The sequence below is a fragment of the Streptomyces spiramenti genome (assembly GCF_012034385.1).
Classification (GTDB): Bacteria; Actinomycetota; Actinomycetes; order Streptomycetales; family Streptomycetaceae; genus Streptomyces; species Streptomyces spiramenti.
The window spans coordinates 1-15,459 of the sequence record NZ_JAAVJB010000117.1 but is presented as its reverse complement, the minus strand read 5'-3'; the positions used below and the strand labels follow the sequence as shown (position 1 = coordinate 15,459).

Annotated in this window: 26 protein-coding genes; all 26 read left to right on the top strand. The window is 68.5% G+C overall.

Features of this window, described 5'->3' with window-relative positions; genetic code table 11:
• Positions 1-166 precede the first annotated feature (166 nt).
• The 26 genes from HCJ92_RS14820 (at position 167) to HCJ92_RS14690 (ending at position 15,415) form a co-directional block, all read left to right on the top strand.
• On the top strand, positions 167-928 hold the full coding sequence (locus HCJ92_RS14820; protein ID WP_338054188.1) for a LytR/AlgR family response regulator transcription factor: 762 nt from the start codon (positions 167-169) through the stop codon (positions 926-928).
• 10 nt (positions 929-938) lie between these two features.
• Entirely contained in the window at positions 939-1,472 is a 534-nt protein-coding gene (locus HCJ92_RS14815) for a hypothetical protein (protein ID WP_209311135.1), read from the top strand.
• Complete coding sequence (locus HCJ92_RS14810) at positions 1,469-2,956, top strand: sodium:solute symporter family transporter (protein WP_338054187.1); 1,488 nt, start codon at positions 1,469-1,471, stop codon at positions 2,954-2,956. Before HCJ92_RS14815 ends, HCJ92_RS14810 begins: the two co-directional genes overlap by 4 nt.
• 568 nt (positions 2,957-3,524) lie before the next feature.
• Complete coding sequence (rpsJ, locus tag HCJ92_RS14805) at positions 3,525-3,833, top strand: 30S ribosomal protein S10 (RefSeq protein ID WP_016909683.1); 309 nt, start codon at positions 3,525-3,527, stop codon at positions 3,831-3,833.
• Between the two features lie 14 nt (positions 3,834-3,847).
• Positions 3,848-4,492, top strand: coding sequence for a 50S ribosomal protein L3 (gene rplC / locus HCJ92_RS14800; protein WP_167934055.1), 645 nt, complete (start codon positions 3,848-3,850; stop codon positions 4,490-4,492).
• Positions 4,493-4,497: 5 nt separating this feature from the next.
• On the top strand, positions 4,498-5,172 hold the full coding sequence (rplD, locus tag HCJ92_RS14795; RefSeq protein ID WP_167934054.1) for a 50S ribosomal protein L4: 675 nt from the start codon (positions 4,498-4,500) through the stop codon (positions 5,170-5,172).
• Positions 5,173-5,189: 17 nt separating this feature from the next.
• The gene (gene rplW / locus HCJ92_RS14790) at positions 5,190-5,513 is read left to right on the top strand and encodes a 50S ribosomal protein L23 (RefSeq protein WP_167934057.1); all 324 of its coding nucleotides are present in this window, start codon (positions 5,190-5,192) and stop codon (positions 5,511-5,513) included.
• 47 nt (positions 5,514-5,560) lie between these two features.
• The gene (gene rplB, locus HCJ92_RS14785) at positions 5,561-6,397 is read left to right on the top strand and encodes a 50S ribosomal protein L2 (RefSeq protein ID WP_167934053.1); all 837 of its coding nucleotides are present in this window, start codon (positions 5,561-5,563) and stop codon (positions 6,395-6,397) included.
• A gap of 12 nt (positions 6,398-6,409) precedes the next feature.
• Positions 6,410-6,691: a 30S ribosomal protein S19 gene (gene rpsS / locus HCJ92_RS14780; RefSeq protein ID WP_167934052.1), complete on the top strand. Its 282-nt coding sequence runs from the start codon at positions 6,410-6,412 to the stop codon at positions 6,689-6,691.
• Between the two features lie 46 nt (positions 6,692-6,737).
• Positions 6,738-7,085 (top strand): 50S ribosomal protein L22, encoded by a 348-nt coding sequence (gene rplV / locus HCJ92_RS14775; protein ID WP_167934056.1) that lies wholly within the window; start codon positions 6,738-6,740, stop codon positions 7,083-7,085.
• The gene (gene rpsC, locus HCJ92_RS14770) at positions 7,085-7,921 is read left to right on the top strand and encodes a 30S ribosomal protein S3 (RefSeq protein WP_167934051.1); all 837 of its coding nucleotides are present in this window, start codon (positions 7,085-7,087) and stop codon (positions 7,919-7,921) included. The genes rplV and rpsC overlap by 1 nt, the downstream gene beginning before the upstream one ends.
• 3 nt (positions 7,922-7,924) lie before the next feature.
• Positions 7,925-8,344, top strand: a complete 420-nt coding sequence (gene rplP, locus HCJ92_RS14765) for a 50S ribosomal protein L16 (protein ID WP_167934050.1) — start codon at positions 7,925-7,927, stop codon at positions 8,342-8,344.
• On the top strand, positions 8,344-8,571 hold the full coding sequence (gene rpmC, locus HCJ92_RS14760; protein ID WP_167934049.1) for a 50S ribosomal protein L29: 228 nt from the start codon (positions 8,344-8,346) through the stop codon (positions 8,569-8,571). The genes rplP and rpmC overlap by 1 nt, the downstream gene beginning before the upstream one ends.
• Positions 8,568-8,864: a 30S ribosomal protein S17 gene (rpsQ, locus tag HCJ92_RS14755; protein WP_167934048.1), complete on the top strand. Its 297-nt coding sequence runs from the start codon at positions 8,568-8,570 to the stop codon at positions 8,862-8,864. The genes rpmC and rpsQ overlap by 4 nt, the downstream gene beginning before the upstream one ends.
• Positions 8,865-8,980: 116 nt before the next feature.
• Positions 8,981-9,349 (top strand): 50S ribosomal protein L14, encoded by a 369-nt coding sequence (gene rplN, locus HCJ92_RS14750; RefSeq protein ID WP_019433424.1) that lies wholly within the window; start codon positions 8,981-8,983, stop codon positions 9,347-9,349.
• 3 nt (positions 9,350-9,352) lie between these two features.
• Entirely contained in the window at positions 9,353-9,676 is a 324-nt protein-coding gene (rplX, locus tag HCJ92_RS14745) for a 50S ribosomal protein L24 (RefSeq protein WP_167934047.1), read from the top strand.
• Positions 9,676-10,236 (top strand): 50S ribosomal protein L5, encoded by a 561-nt coding sequence (gene rplE, locus HCJ92_RS14740; RefSeq protein ID WP_167934046.1) that lies wholly within the window; start codon positions 9,676-9,678, stop codon positions 10,234-10,236. The genes rplX and rplE overlap by 1 nt, the downstream gene beginning before the upstream one ends.
• Positions 10,237-10,239: 3 nt before the next feature.
• A complete protein-coding gene (locus HCJ92_RS14735) occupies positions 10,240-10,425 on the top strand; it encodes a type Z 30S ribosomal protein S14 (RefSeq protein WP_167934045.1) in 186 nt (61 codons plus the stop codon).
• A 111-nt stretch (positions 10,426-10,536) separates the two neighbouring features.
• Entirely contained in the window at positions 10,537-10,935 is a 399-nt protein-coding gene (gene rpsH / locus HCJ92_RS14725) for a 30S ribosomal protein S8 (RefSeq protein ID WP_167934043.1), read from the top strand.
• A 23-nt stretch (positions 10,936-10,958) separates the two neighbouring features.
• Complete coding sequence (rplF, locus tag HCJ92_RS14720; RefSeq protein WP_167934042.1) at positions 10,959-11,498, top strand: 50S ribosomal protein L6; 540 nt, start codon at positions 10,959-10,961, stop codon at positions 11,496-11,498.
• Between the two features lie 3 nt (positions 11,499-11,501).
• Complete coding sequence (gene rplR / locus HCJ92_RS14715; RefSeq protein WP_167934041.1) at positions 11,502-11,885, top strand: 50S ribosomal protein L18; 384 nt, start codon at positions 11,502-11,504, stop codon at positions 11,883-11,885.
• A 41-nt stretch (positions 11,886-11,926) separates the two neighbouring features.
• The gene (gene rpsE, locus HCJ92_RS14710; RefSeq protein ID WP_167934040.1) at positions 11,927-12,529 is read left to right on the top strand and encodes a 30S ribosomal protein S5; all 603 of its coding nucleotides are present in this window, start codon (positions 11,927-11,929) and stop codon (positions 12,527-12,529) included.
• Positions 12,529-12,711, top strand: coding sequence for a 50S ribosomal protein L30 (gene rpmD, locus HCJ92_RS14705; RefSeq protein WP_167934039.1), 183 nt, complete (start codon positions 12,529-12,531; stop codon positions 12,709-12,711). Before rpsE ends, rpmD begins: the two co-directional genes overlap by 1 nt.
• Position 12,712: 1 nt before the next feature.
• Positions 12,713-13,180, top strand: a complete 468-nt coding sequence (gene rplO, locus HCJ92_RS14700; protein WP_167934038.1) for a 50S ribosomal protein L15 — start codon at positions 12,713-12,715, stop codon at positions 13,178-13,180.
• Between the two features lie 262 nt (positions 13,181-13,442).
• The gene (gene secY, locus HCJ92_RS14695; protein ID WP_167934037.1) at positions 13,443-14,753 is read left to right on the top strand and encodes a preprotein translocase subunit SecY; all 1,311 of its coding nucleotides are present in this window, start codon (positions 13,443-13,445) and stop codon (positions 14,751-14,753) included.
• Complete coding sequence (locus HCJ92_RS14690; protein ID WP_167934036.1) at positions 14,753-15,415, top strand: adenylate kinase; 663 nt, start codon at positions 14,753-14,755, stop codon at positions 15,413-15,415. Before secY ends, HCJ92_RS14690 begins: the two co-directional genes overlap by 1 nt.
• Positions 15,416-15,459 lie beyond the last annotated feature (44 nt).

The window sequence follows — 15,459 nt, the reverse complement described above, 5'->3', positions numbered from 1 at the left end:
GGCCCGGCGCGTCCGCCGGCGCCCGTCGCGACGGGCGCGGCCAGGCAGGCGCGAACCCGGTCGGAGGCGCCCCCGCCCCGCCCGCGCCCACCCGGGACGGCACCCCCGCCGGCGGACGGTCCGGCGGAACCGAACCAGCACCGCACGGACCGGAAAGGCCAACGGGGTGACCGAGACCACGCGCCCGATGCGCGCACTCGTCGTCGAGGACGAGACCTTCACCCGGCAGGAGCTGGCCGAGATGCTGGCGGAACTGCCGGAGTTCGGCAGCGTCGCCGAGGCGGACAGCGGAGAGGCGGCCGTCCGCGTCCTCGGCACCTCGGCCTTCGACGCGGTCTTCCTCGACATCTCCATGCCCGGCCTCGACGGCATGGAGGTGGCACGAGTGCTGCACATGATGTCGGAGCCGCCCGCCATCGTCTTCGTGACCGCCTCCGAGAGCCACGCCGTGGAGGCCTTCGGGATCGGGGCGGCCGACTACCTGCTCAAGCCCATCCGTCCGGAGCGGCTCGCCGAGGCCGCCGCCCGGGTGCGCGCGCTGCGCCGCCCCGCCGTCCCCACGCCCGGCTCGGCCGTGGACGAGCTGACCGTGGTCCAGATAGAGACCGGCCGCCAGACCCTGTTCGTCCACCGCGACGACATCCAGTACGCCGAGGCGCACGGCGACTACGTGCGGCTGCACACCGCCGACGACAGCCACCTCATCCGGCTGTCGCTCTCCTACCTGGAGGAGGCGTGGGGCCCGGCAGGGTTCGTCCGGGCGCACCGCGGCTACCTGGTCGCCGTCCGCTGGGTACGCGACCTGCGGGTCACCAGCTCCTCCGGGTTGCTCGCCTGCACCCCGGCCGGTGAGGTCCCCGTCAGCCGCCGCCACGCCCGCGCCCTCAAGGAGCGCCTGCTGGCGGCGGTCCGGGACGAGCAGCGATGACGGCGGCTCCGTGAGCCTGCCCTCCCGGCCGCCGCACCGCAGGGTCAGGATCACCAGCCCCCAGACGCGCATCGCCCTCTCCCGACGCCACCGGCCCGTGCAGCAACTCCTCCCGGTGCCGGACGGGACCATGGACGACGGGGCACTGGCGGCGGCCCGCGCGACCTTCGCCCGGCAGCGACGGCTCGCCCTGCGGAGCTCCGCGGGGTTGGCCGCGCTGCTGCTGGGGCTCTCCGGCCTGCTCGCCGCGCTACCGGTGCTGGACCGCGTCTCCGTGGGCCCCGTCCCCGCCTCCTGGCTGCTGCTGATGGCGGCCAGCTACCCGATGCTGCTGCTCATCGCCGCCGTGCACGTCCGCGCGGCGGAGCGGGTGGAGGACGACGCCGTCCGCGCCCGCACCCGGCCTCCGACCGCCTCGGCGGAGACCACCGGGACGACCGGGACGACCGGGACGACCGGGTCCGCCGGGGGAGCCACGGTGCCCGGCGTCACGACGGAAGGCCCGCCCTCGGGACCCGCCGCCGACGAGGGGCCCCTGCGGTGACCGGGCTGCTGGCCATCGGACTGCTGCTGGCCGCCAGCATGCTCATCGGCGTCTACGGGGTGCGCGCCGCTCGCTCCACCCCGGACTTCCTCGTCGCCTCCCAGGAGGTCAAACCGACCTGGAACGCGCTCGCCATCGCCGGCGAGTACGTCTCCGCCGCCTCCGTCCTGGGCCTCGCCGGCCTGATGCTCAAGCACGGCATCGGAACGCTCTGGTACGCCGTCGGGTTCACCGCCGGCTACGTCGTGGTGGCGGCACTGGTCGCCGGACCGATGCGCCGCTCCGGCGCCTACACCGTCCCCGACTTCGCCGACTACCGGCTCGGCTCCCAGCGCATCCGCAAGCTCTGCGCGGTGATCGTCCTGGTGATCATGTGGCTCTACCTGATCCCGCAGTTCAAGGGTGCGGGCGTGGTGCTGCACCTGGTCAGCGGCACCCCGTACTGGGTCGGTGTCGTCCTCGCCGGGCTCGTCGTCTCGGTGTCCATCCTCGCCGGCGGCATGCGCTCGGCCACCTACGTGCAGGGCTTCCACTACCTGGTGAAGCTGGTCTTCATCGCGGTACCCGCCCTGGTGCTGCTGGCCTCGGCCGGGCCGGACGGCCGCGCCGAGGCACTGCACGTGGACCTCACCGCCTGGAGCCGGCCGCTGCTCGACCTCGACAACTCCGGCGAACCCCTGCTGGCCACCTGGTCCGTGCTGATCGCCACCACGCTCGGCGCTGCCGGACTCCCGCACGTGATCATGCGGTTCAGCACCACCGCCACCGCGCGGGCGGCCCGCCGCGTCGCGGTCTGGGTGATCGTGCTGCTGGGCCTCTTCTACCTGTTCCCCGCCGTCTACGGCCTGTTGGGACGGGTCTTCACCCCGGAACTCGCCACCGAGGGCGACACCGACACCGTCACCGTGGTGCTGCCCGGGGCCATGCTCCCCGGCACCTGGGGCGCGGTGCTGACCGCGCTGGTGGCCGCGGGCGCCTTCGCGGCGTTCCTCTCCACCTCCTCCGGGCTGCTGCTCGCCCTGGCCGGCGGGCTCTCCCACGACCTCTCCCGCACCGGTGCCACCGGTGTCGGCCGGCTGCGCGCGGCGGTCGCCGCGGGGGCGCTGGTGGCCGTCCTGCTGTCGCTGCCGGCGGCTGCGGTGGACATCAACGTGCTGGTGGGATGGGCCTTCGCTGTCGCCGCGTCGACGTTCTGCCCGCTGCTGGTGCTGGGCATCTGGTGGCGAGGGCTGACCGTCGCGGGGGCGGCGGCCGGGCTGGCGGCCGGGGTCTGCGCCTCGACGGGCGCGGCCCTCGCCTCGGCCGTGACGGACGTCCCGCACGGCTGGGTCGTCGTGCTGCTCGCCCAGCCGGCGGCCTGGACGGTCCCGCTGGCCTTCGCCGTCATGTACGGCGTCTCCCGGCTCGGCACCCCGCCGGAGTGGGCCGAGCGCGCCGTCCTGCGCCTCCACACCCCGGACGCGGCGGACCACCCGAGCGGGTGACCGACGACGGCGACGGCCCGGTTCCGTCGACTGCGGCGATCAGACCGGGGCGCGCCGCGTGGGGCGCGGTGTGGAGCGCGTCGCTTCCGCGCTGACGTGGTGGCCCGGTTCACGCGACGCGTGATAAGGGGAGTTGGGGGCTCGGCGAGCCCGTCCGGCGCCTGCTGCCCGAACACGCGCGTGAGGATCGTCACGTCCTGGTCGGGCCCCGGGCAGCGATTGGCGACGGCTGTGTCCGGTATGGCACACTGGGCGGGTTGCTCGGTCGTACGCCGATGCCGCGCGCCTCCCGCCGGGAGGATCGGAAGCGAGTCCCACCGTATTCGTCGTTCCATATATGCCCTGGTCAGACGGGGTAGGGACGGAAGTACCGGGATCTTCCGGGAAGCGTGTGCGGGGTGGCGGCCAGGCACTCGGTGGAAGTCATCCCCCCTCTCCCGCAAGGGAAACCTGCTGTGCGCAAACCGGCTCGGCAGGGCGACACACCCGACCGCGTGGGTCGGCGCTCGGGGTGGGGGCGGAAGCCGGGTTCCGGAGCGTTGACGAGAGACAGGACTACGAAGTAGCCATGGCGGGACAGAAGATCCGCATCCGGCTCAAGGCCTACGACCACGAGGTCATCGACAACTCGGCGAAGAAGATCGTCGAGACGGTGACCCGCACTGGTGCGTCGGTCGCGGGCCCGGTGCCGCTTCCCACTGAGAAGAACGTGTACTGCGTCATCAAGTCGCCGCACAAGTACAAGGACGCGCGCGAGCACTTCGAGATGCGTACCCACAAGCGGCTGATCGACATCCTCGACCCGACCCCCAAGACCGTTGACTCGCTGATGCGCCTGGACCTTCCGGCCGGCGTTGACATCGAGATCAAGCTCTGAGAGGCGCGGAAGAGATGGCTAAGCAGATCAAGGGCGTCCTGGGCGAGAAGCTCGGCATGACCCAGGTCTGGGACGAGAACAACCGCATCGTCCCGGTCACCGTGGTCAAGGCCGGTCCGTGCGTCGTTTCCCAGGTGCGCACCGATGACCAGGACGGCTACGACGCCGTTCAGATCGCCTACGGCGAGATCGACCCCCGCAAGGTGAACAAGCCCCTCAAGGGCCACTTCGCCAAGTCGGGTGTCACCCCCCGCCGTCACCTCGTGGAGATCCGCACCGCGGACGCCACCGAGTACACCCTGGGCCAGGAAGTCACCGCCGAGGTCTTCGAGTCCGGCCTCAAGGTCGACGTGACCGGCACCTCCAAGGGCAAGGGCACCGCCGGTGTCATGAAGCGCCACGGCTTCGCCGGTGGCAAGGCTTCCCACGGTGCCCACCGCGTGCACCGCAAGCCCGGCTCCATCGGTGGCTGCGCCACCCCGGGCCGCGTCTTCAAGGGCATGCGGATGGCCGGTCGTACCGGCAACGAGCGGGTCACCACCCAGAACCTGACCGTCCACGCCGTTGACGCGGAGAAGGGTCTGCTGCTCATCAAGGGCGCGGTCCCCGGTCCGAACGGCGGCCTCGTCCTGGTCCGCACCGCGGCCAAGGGGGCGTGAGGTAAATGAGCACCGTTAACATTCTTTCGCCCGCAGGCGAGACGACCGGAACCGTCGAGCTCCACGCGGAGATCTTCGACGTGCAGGTCAGCGTTCCGCTGATCCACCAGGTCGTCGTCGCCCAGCTGGCCGCGGCCCGCCAGGGCACGCACAAGACCAAGACCCGTGGCGAGGTGCGCGGCGGTGGCCGCAAGCCGTACCGCCAGAAGGGCACCGGCCGGGCGCGTCAGGGTTCGACCCGTGCGCCGCAGTTCGCCGGTGGTGGCGTCGTGCACGGTCCCGTGCCGCGTGACTACTCGCAGCGCACCCCGAAGAAGATGAAGGCCGCCGCTCTCCGTGGCGCCCTCTCCGACCGTGCCCGTCACGGCCGGGTGCACCTGGTGACCGGCGTGGTCGACGGCGACGTCTCCACCAAGGCCGCCAAGACTCTCTTCGGCAAGATCACCGACCGCAAGAACGTGCTGCTGGTGGTCGAGCGCGACGACGAGAGCGCGCTGCTGTCCGCTCGCAACCTCCCCGAGGTGCACATCCTGGACGCGGGCCAGCTGAACACCTACGACGTGCTCGTCTCCGACGACGTTGTCTTCACCAAGGCCGCCTACGACCGCTTCGTGGCCGGTCCGGTGGCCGGCGGCAAGGCCGTCGCTTCCGAGGCGGAGCTTGAAGGGAGCGACGCCTGATGAGCGAGGCAACGCCGATCACCGAAGAGGGCGTGACCAGCAAGACGTTCACGGACCCCCGTGACATCCTGGTCAAGCCCGTGGTCTCGGAGAAGAGCTACGCGCTCCTCGACGAGAACAAGTACACGTTCATCGTGGACCCGCGCGCCAACAAGACCCAGATCAAGCAGGCCGTCGAGGCGGTCTTCTCGGTCAAGGTCGCGGCGGTGAACACGATCAACCGGCAGGGCAAGCGCAAGCGCACCCGCACCGGTTACGGCAAGCGCGCGAACACCAAGCGCGCGATCGTGACCCTCACAGAGGGCGACAGCATCGACATCTTCGGCGGACCGACCTCCTGACGGGGGCCAGGTCCATGAGCTGTCCGATTTTGGACGAGGACTGAGAAATGGGAATCCGCAAGTACAAGCCGACGACTCCTGGCCGTCGTGGCGCCAGCGTCGCCGACTTCGTCGAGGTCACGCGGTCCACGCCGGAGAAGTCGCTGGTTCGCCCGCTGCACAGCAAGGGCGGCCGTAACAACGCCGGTCGTGTGACCGTTCGCCACCAGGGTGGTGGACACAAGCGCGCCTACCGAGTGATCGACTTCCGTCGTCACGACAAGGACGGCGTGCCGGCGAAGGTCGCGCACATCGAGTACGACCCCAACCGCACCGCGCGTATCGCGCTGCTGCACTACGCCGACGGCGAGAAGCGCTACATCGTCGCGCCGGCCGGCCTGAAGCAGGGCGACCGTGTCGAGAACGGCCCGGCCGCCGACATCAAGCCCGGCAACAACCTGCCGCTGCGCAACATCCCGGTCGGTACGGTCATCCACGCCATCGAGCTGCGGCCCGGCGGCGGCGCGAAGTTCGCCCGCTCCGCGGGTGCCTCCGTGCAGCTGCTGGCGCGTGAGGGCCGCATGGCCCACCTGCGCATGCCGTCCGGTGAGATCCGCCTGGTCGACGTCCGCTGCCGCGCCACTGTCGGCGAGGTCGGCAACGCCGAGCAGTCGAACATCAACTGGGGCAAGGCCGGCCGCATGCGCTGGAAGGGCGTTCGCCCGACCGTCCGCGGTGTGGTCATGAACCCGGTCGACCACCCGCACGGTGGTGGCGAGGGCAAGACCTCCGGTGGTCGCCACCCGGTCTCGCCCTGGGGCAAGAAGGAAGGCCGTACTCGCGCGCCGAAGAAGGCGAGCAACAAGTACATCGTCCGCCGCCGCAAGACGAACAAGAAGCGCTAGGAGCGGGTTTAGATGCCGCGCAGTCTCAAGAAGGGGCCCTTCGTCGACGACCACCTCACCAAGAAGGTGGACGTACAGAACGAAGCCGGCACCAAGAACGTCATCAAGACCTGGTCCCGCCGCTCCATGATCGTCCCGGCCATGCTCGGCCACACGATCGCGGTGCATGACGGCCGCAAGCACGTCCCGGTGTTCGTCACCGAGTCGATGGTCGGCCACAAGCTCGGCGAGTTCGCGCCGACCCGCACCTTCCGCGGCCACGTGAAGGACGACCGCAAGTCGCGTCGTCGCTGATCGGTGGGGTGCGAAGACTCTTATGACTGACATCGAAGGGACAACCATGGAAGCCAGGGCCCAGGCGCGCTATGTGCGCGTCACGCCCATGAAGGCCCGCCGGGTGGTGGACCTCGTCCGTGGCATGAGCGCCACGGAGGCTCAGGCGGTCCTGCGTTTCGCCCCGCAGGCCGCGAGTGTGCCGGTGGGCAAGGTGCTCGACAGCGCCATTGCCAACGCCGCGCACAACTACGACCACACCGACGCCGACAACCTCTACATCTCCGAGGCTTTTGTCGACGAGGGCCCGACGCTCAAGCGTTTCCGTCCGCGTGCCCAGGGGCGCGCCTACCGGATCCGCAAGCGGACCAGCCACATCACCGTGGTCGTCAGCAGCAAGGAAGGAACCCGGTAATGGGCCAGAAGGTTAACCCGCACGGGTTCCGGCTCGGCATCACCACCGACTTCAAGTCGCGCTGGTACGCCGACAAGCTGTACAAGGACTACGTCAAGGAAGACGTGGCCATCCGCCGCATGCTCACCCAGGGCATGGAGCGGGCCGGCATCTCCAAGGTGGAGATCGAGCGGACCCGTGACCGGGTGCGCGTCGACGTCCACACCGCCCGGCCGGGCATCGTCATCGGCCGCCGCGGCGCGGAGGCCGACCGGCTCCGGGGCAACCTGGAGAAGCTGACCGGCAAGCAGATCCAGTTCAACATCCTCGAGGTGAAGAACCCGGAGACCGACGCTCAGCTGGTGGCCCAGGCCGTCGCCGAGCAGCTGTCCTCCCGCGTCTCCTTCCGTCGCGCCATGCGCAAGAGCATGCAGTCGACGATGAAGGCCGGCGCCAAGGGCATCAAGGTCCAGTGCAGCGGTCGTCTCGGCGGTGCCGAGATGTCCCGCTCGGAGTTCTACCGCGAGGGTCGGGTGCCGCTGCACACCCTGCGCGCCAACGTGGACTACGGCTTCTTCGAGGCCCGGACCACCTTCGGCCGCATCGGTGTCAAGGTCTGGATCTACAAGGGCGACGTCAAGAACATCGCCGAGGTCCGTGCCGAGAACGCCGCCGCGCGTGCCGGCAACCGCCCCTCCCGCGGCGGCGCCAACGACCGCCCCGCCCGTGGTGGGCGTGGCGAGCGTGGCGGCCGTGGCCGCAAGCCGCAGCAGGCCCCCGCCGAGGGTGCCAAGGCCGAGGCCCCCAAGGCCGACGCTGCTGCAGCTCCGGCCGAGAGCACCGGAAAGGAGAGCTGACCCATGCTGATCCCTCGCAGGGTCAAGCACCGCAAGCAGCACCACCCGAAGCGGTCGGGCATGGCCAAGGGCGGCACCGAGGTTGCGTTCGGCGACTGGGGCATCCAGGCCGTCACCAGCGCCTACGTGACCAACCGGCAGATCGAGGCCGCGCGTATCTCCATGACGCGGCACATCAAGCGTGGCGGCAAGGTGTGGATCAACATCTACCCCGACCGTCCGCTGACCAAGAAGCCCGCCGAGACCCGCATGGGTTCCGGTAAGGGTTCGCCGGAGTGGTGGGTCGCGAACGTCAAGCCCGGACGGGTGATGTTCGAGCTGTCCTACCCGAACGAGAAGATTGCTCGTGAGGCGCTCATCCGCGCTTCCCACAAGCTTCCGATGAAGTGCCGGATCGTTCGGCGCGAGGCAGGAGAGGCGTGATGGCGGCCGGTACCAAGGCGGCCGAGCTGCGTGAGCTGAACAACGAGGAGCTCGTTGTGAAGCTGCGCGAGGCCAAGGAGGAGCTGTTCCGGCTCCGTTTCCAGTCGGCCACGGGTCAGCTGGAGAACAACAGCCGACTCCGGGCCGTTCGGAAGGACATCGCCCGGATCTACACCCTGATGCGTGAGCGCGAGCTCGGCATCGAGACGGTGGAGGGCGCCCGATGAGCGAGGACGTCGAGAACACCGTGACTACTACCGACACCGACGAGCGCAACGCCCGCAAGGTCCGTGAGGGCCTCGTGGTCAGCGACAAGATGGAGAAGACCGTCGTCGTCGCGGTCGAGGACCGCGTGAAGCACGCCCGGTACGGCAAGATCCTCCGCCGTACCAGCAAGCTGAAGGCGCACGACGAGCAGAACTCCGCGGGTGTCGGTGACCGTGTCCTCCTCATGGAGACCCGGCCGCTGTCCGCAACCAAGCGCTGGCGCATCGTCGAGATCCTCGAAAAGGCGAAGTAACCAGCACTCATTCCTGAGCCGCCAGGCTCGGGATCAGTTCCGCCAGGCTCGGTGGGGACGGTCGCCCTCGTGGTGGCCGGCCCCGCCGGGAACCGGCAGACGATCAGGAGAGAGACGTGATCCAGCAGGAGTCGCGACTGCGCGTCGCCGACAACACGGGTGCCAAGGAGATTCTCTGCATCCGTGTGCTCGGTGGCTCGGGTCGCCGCTACGCGGGTATCGGTGACGTGATCGTCGCCACCGTCAAGGACGCGATCCCCGGTGGCAACGTGAAGAAGGGTGACGTCGTCAAGGCCGTCATCGTTCGTGCCGTCAAGGAGCGCCGCCGTCCCGACGGCTCGTACATCCGCTTCGACGAGAACGCCGCCGTCATTCTGAAGAACGACGGCGACCCCCGCGGCACCCGCATCTTCGGCCCGGTCGGCCGTGAGCTGCGCGAGAAGAAGTTCATGAAGATCATCTCGCTCGCGCCGGAGGTGCTGTAACCGATGAAGATCAAGAAGGGCGACCTGGTCCAGGTCATCACCGGTAAGGACAAGGGCAAGCAGGGGAAGGTCATCGTCGCCTACCCCCGCGAGGAGCGCGTCCTGGTCGAGGGTGTCAACCGGGTCAAGAAGCACACGAAGGCCGGCCAGACCGCCCGTGGTTCGAAGACCGGTGGCATCGTCACGACCGAGGCCCCCGTGCACGTGTCCAACGTGGCGCTCGTGGTCGAGCAGGACGGCACGAAGGTCACCACTCGCGTCGGGTTCCGCTTCGACGACGAGGGCAACAAGATCCGCGTTGCCAAGCGGACGGGTGAGGACATCTGATGACTGCCACCACCAACGCACCGCGCCTCAAGACGCGCTACCGCGAGGAGATCGCGGGCAAGCTGCGTGACGAGTTCAAGTACGAGAACGTCATGCAGACCCCCGGCCTCACCAAGATCGTGGTCAACATGGGTGTGGGCGACGCCGCCCGCGACTCCAAGCTGATCGAGGGCGCGATCCGCGACCTCGCCACGATCACCGGCCAGAAGCCGGCCGTCACCAAGGCCCGTAAGTCCATCGCGCAGTTCAAGCTGCGCGAGGGTCAGCCGATCGGCGCGCACGTCACGCTGCGCGGCGACCGCATGTGGGAGTTCATGGACCGTCTGCTGTCGCTCGCGCTGCCGCGCATCCGCGACTTCCGGGGCCTGTCCCCGAAGCAGTTCGACGGCCGGGGCAACTACACCTTCGGTCTCACGGAGCAGGTCATGTTCCACGAGATCGACCAGGACAAGATCGACCGGGTCCGCGGCATGGACATCACCGTGGTCACCACGGCCACCAACGACGACGAGGGCCGCGCGCTTCTGCGCCACCTCGGATTCCCGTTCAAGGAGGCCTGAGCCATGGCGAAGAAGTCGCTGATCGCCAAGTCCGCCCGCAAGCCGAAGTTCGCGGTGCGCGCCTACACCCGCTGCCAGCGGTGCGGTCGTCCCCACTCGGTCTACCGCAAGTTCGGCCTGTGCCGAGTCTGCCTGCGGGAGATGGCTCACCGCGGTGAGCTGCCCGGCGTGACCAAGAGCTCCTGGTAAGAACCACAACAACTACGCCGTAGGTCCCCGTGCCACACCCGTCCCGCCTCGGAGCGGGGAGAGGGACGGCGCAGACAGGAAACCCCGGCGAGAGAGGCCCAGGGCCATCACATGACTATGACTGACCCGATCGCGGACATGCTCACGCGTCTGCGAAACGCAAACTCGGCCTACCACGACGAAGTCGTGATGCCGCACAGCAAGATCAAGTCGCACATCGCGGAGATCCTCCAGCAGGAGGGCTTCATCACCGGCTGGAAGACCCAGGACGCCACGGTCGGCAAGAGCCTGGTCGTCGAGCTGAAGTTCGGCCCGAACCGCGAGCGCTCGATCGCCGGCATCAAGCGGATCTCGAAGCCGGGCCTGCGGGTCTACGCAAAGTCCACCAACCTGCCGAAGGTGCTCGGCGGCCTCGGCGTGGCGATCATCTCCACGTCGCACGGCCTGCTCACCCACAAGCAGGCGCACAAGAAGGGCGTGGGTGGGGAAGTCCTCGCCTACGTCTGGTAACGGAAGGGAACGGAGGAACAGCAATGTCGCGTATCGGCAAGCTCCCCATCCAGGTTCCCGCCGGTGTGGACGTCACCATCGACGGCCAGACGGTCGGCGTGAAGGGCCCCAAGGGCTCCCTGGCGCACACCGTCGTCGAGCCGATCGAGGTCGCCAAGGACGAGGACGGCACGATCGTCGTCACTCGCCCGAACGACGAGAACCGGAACAAGGCGCTTCACGGCCTGTCCCGCACGCTGGTGGCGAACCTGATCACTGGCGTGACCCAGGGCTACAGCAAGCGGCTGGAAATCAGCGGTGTGGGTTACCGGGTCCTGGCGAAGGGCTCCGACCTGGAGTTCTCGCTCGGCTACAGCCACCCCATCCTGATCAAGGCTCCCGAGGGCATCACCTTCAAGGTGGAGTCCCCGACCCGGCTGAGTGTCGAGGGAATCGACAAGCAGCAGGTCGGCGAGGTCGCCGCCCGGATTCGTAAGCTGCGCAAGCCCGACCCGTACAAGGCCAAGGGCGTCAAGTACGAGGGTGAAGTCATCCGCCGCAAGGTCGGAAAGGCTGGTAAGTAACCCATGGCATACGGTGTGAAGATCGCCAAGGGCGACGCCCGTAAGCGCACTGCCGCCAAGCGCCGTCACCTGCGGATCCGCAAGCGGATCTCCGGTACCGCCGAGCGTCCGCGCCTGGTGGTCACGCGGTCCAACCGTCACATGGTGGCGCAGGTCATCGACGACGTGAAGGGCCACACGCTGGCCTCCGCCTCGTCGCTCGACGTGTCCATCCGTGATGGCGAAGGCGACAAGAGCGACAAGGCCAAGCAGGTCGGCGCACTGCTCGCGGAGCGGGCCAAGACGGCCGGCGTCGAGGCAGTCGTGTTCGACCGTGGCGGTAACCGGTACGCGGGGCGCATCGCCGCCCTGGCGGACGCCGCCCGCGAGGCCGGGCTCAAGTTCTGAGCCGGTTCCGTAGCTAGCGGAAACAGAAAGAGGTAATTCCAATGGCTGGACCCCAGCGCCGCGGTGGCGGCGCCGGTGGCGGCGAGCGGCGGGACCGGAAGGGCCGTGACGGCGGCGCAGCTGCCGAGAAGACCGCGTATGTTGAGCGCGTTGTCGCGATCAACCGTGTCGCCAAGGTCGTGAAGGGTGGTCGTCGCTTCAGCTTCACCGCGCTTGTCGTGGTGGGCGATGCCGATGGCACCGTCGGTGTCGGTTACGGGAAGGCGAAGGAGGTTCCGGCCGCCATCGCCAAGGGTGTTGAGGAGGCCAAGAAGAGCTTCTTCAAGGTCCCCCGTATCCAGGGCACCATCCCCCACCCGATCCAGGGTGAGGAGGCCGCCGGTGTCGTGCTCCTCAAGCCCGCGTCCCCCGGTACCGGCGTCATCGCCGGTGGCCCGGTGCGTGCGGTGCTCGAGTGCGCCGGCATCCACGACGTCCTGAGCAAGTCGCTCGGCTCGTCGAACCCGATCAACATCGTGCACGCCACGGTGGCCGCTCTCCGGGGCCTGCAGCGTCCCGAAGAGATCGCGGCCCGTCGTGGCCTGCCCCTGGAGGACGTCGCCCCCGCAGCCCTGCTGCGTGCGCGTGCCGGGGTGGGTGCCTGATGGCTCGCCTGAAGATCACCCAGAACAAGTCGTACATCGGTAGCAAGCAGCACCACCGGGACACGCTCCGTTCGCTCGGGCTCAAGCGCGTCCACCACACCGTGGTGAAGGATGACCGACCCGAGATCCGTGGCATGGCCCAGGCCGTGCGGCACCTCGTGACGGTCGAGGAGGTCGACTGATATGAGCGAGAACAAGCCGCTCAAGGTCCACAACCTCCGCCCTGCTCCGGGCGCCAAGACCGCCAAGACCCGCGTCGGTCGTGGTGAGGCGTCCAAGGGCAAGACCGCCGGCCGCGGTACCAAGGGCACCAAGGCCCGTTACCAGGTCAAGGCGGGCTTCGAGGGTGGACAGCTGCCGCTGCACATGCGGCTGCCCAAGCTCAAGGGTTTCAAGAACCCCGCCCACAAGCAGTTCCAGGTCGTCAACCTGGAGCGTCTCGCCTCCCTCTACCCCGAGGGTGGCGAGGTGACGGTGGCCGATCTGGTCGCCAAGGGCGCCGTGCGCAAGAACGAGCTCGTCAAGGTGCTGGGCACCGGTGAGATCTCGGTGGCCGTGCAGGTGACGGTTGACGCCGTCTCCGGCTCCGCCAAGGAGAAGATCACCGCTGCCGGCGGCACCGTCACCGAGCTCCTTCGGGCCGAGGACTGAGCCGAACGATGATCACACGACCGGGGATGCCCTTTGAGGGCATCCCCGGTCGCTCGTTCCGGCAGAGCCCGTGCGCCGGTAAGGTATCCCCGGTGCCACGTGTCGTGGCCCGTCCGTGCCATGCGCCGTGACGCTGAAGGGCGTTGGGGTGTACATGGCGTGACGGTCCTTCGGTCACCGGCGCAGCTGCCCGACCAGACTTATCCGTTGAACATCAAGACCGTCACCTCTCGCGGGTACCGCGGGGGGCGCAGGAGGAACCGTGCTCACCGCGTTCGCCCGGGCGTTCCAGACCCCCGACCTGCGTAAGAAGCTGCTCTTCACGCTCGGCATTGTGATGCTGTTCCGGTTCGGGGCCCACGTGCCCACGCCGGGTGTCAGCTACCAGAATGTCCAGTACTGCGTCGCCGGCATCGAACAGGGCAACGCCGGACTGTTCGGGCTCGTCAACATGTTCAGCGGTGGCGCGCTGATGCAGCTGACCATCTTCGCTCTGGGGATCATGCCGTACATCACGGCGAGCATCATCCTCCAGCTGCTGGTGGTGGTGATCCCGAGGCTCGAAGCCCTGAAGAAGGAGGGGCAGTCGGGCCAGGCGAAGATCACCCAGTACACCCGCTACCTGACGGTGGCCCTCGCCGTCCTCCAGGCCACCGGTCTGGTGGCGACCGCGCGCAGTGGCTCGCTCTTCCCCGGCTGTGACCGTCCGATCATCCCGGACGACGGCATCTACACCACGATCCTGATGATCATCACGCTCACCGCGGCCACCGCGCTGATCATGTGGATGGGTGAGCTCATCACCGACCGCGGTATCGGCAACGGCATGTCGATGCTGATGTTCGTCTCCATCGCCTCCGGCTTCCCCGCGGCCCTGTGGTCGATCAAGCAGGGCGGCTCGCTGGCCGACGGCTGGATCGAGTTCGGCGTCGTGGTCCTCGTCGGTCTCGCGATCGTCTTCCTCGTCGTCTTCGTCGAGCTCGCCCAGCGCCGCATTCCGGTGCAGTACGCGAAGCGGATGATCGGCCGCCGCGCCTACGGCGGGACCTCGACCTACATCCCGCTCAAGGTGAACCAGGCCGGCGTCATCCCGGTCATCTTCGCCTCCTCGCTGCTGTACATCCCGATGCTGCTGGTGACCTTCAGCGACTCCGAGTCGGGCTGGGCCGACTGGATCCAGCGCCACCTGCAGTCGATGGACAGCCCGATCTACCTGGTCACGTACTTCCTGCTCATCGTCTTCTTCGCGTTCTTCTACGTGTCCATCACGTTCAACCCCGAAGACGTCGCAGAGAACATGAAGAAGTATGGTGGCTTCATCCCCGGCATCCGGGCGGGTCGTCCCACGGTGGAGTACCTGAGCTACGTGCTCAACCGCATCACCTGGCCCGGCGCGCTCTACCTGGGCATGATCGCTCTGATCCCCGCGGTCGCGCTGATCATGTTCGGCGCCCAGGGTGAGTTCCCCTTCGGTGGAACCTCCATCCTGATCATCGTGGGCGTCGGTCTGGAGACCTGCCGACAGATCGAGAGCCAGCTGCACCAGCGAAACTACGAAGGGTTCCTCCGCTGATGAGAATCGTCCTCGTCGGACCTCCCGGTGCGGGCAAGGGCACGCAGGCAGCGTTGCTCGCCGAGAACCTCGGCATCCCGCACATCTCGACCGGAGACCTCTTCCGCGCCAACATCAGCCAGGGCACCGCGCTCGGGCTGGAGGCCCAGCGCTACATGCGCGAGGGCAACCTGGTGCCGGACGAGATCACCGTCGGTATGGCGGCCGACCGGATGGCTCACGCGGACGCCGCGGACGGTTTCCTGCTCGACGGGTTCCCGCGGAACATCGCGCAGGCCCGTGCGCTGGACAAGCAGCTGGAGGAGGCCGAGCTCGGTCTCGACGCCGTCCTCGACCTGGAGGTCCCCGAGGAGGAGGTGGTCCGGCGGATCGCCGGCCGCCGGATGTGCAGCTCGGACACGAGCCACATCTACCACGTGGAGTACTCCCGACCGAAGGTCGACGGCATCTGCGACGTCTGCGGTGGTGAGCTCTACCAGCGCGAGGACGACTCCGAGGAGACCGTCCGGAAGCGGCTGGAGGTCTACCACCAGGAGACCGAGCCGATCATCGACTACTACCGCGACCAGAACCTGGTGGTGACGATCTCCGCGCTCGGCGCGGTCCCCGAGATCACCCGGCGCGCCCTCGACGCGCTGCGCGGCGGTACCTCCGGCGCCTGAGGGCGCCCGGAACGGAACGAAGAACGGCGGGCGCTGCCCGCCGC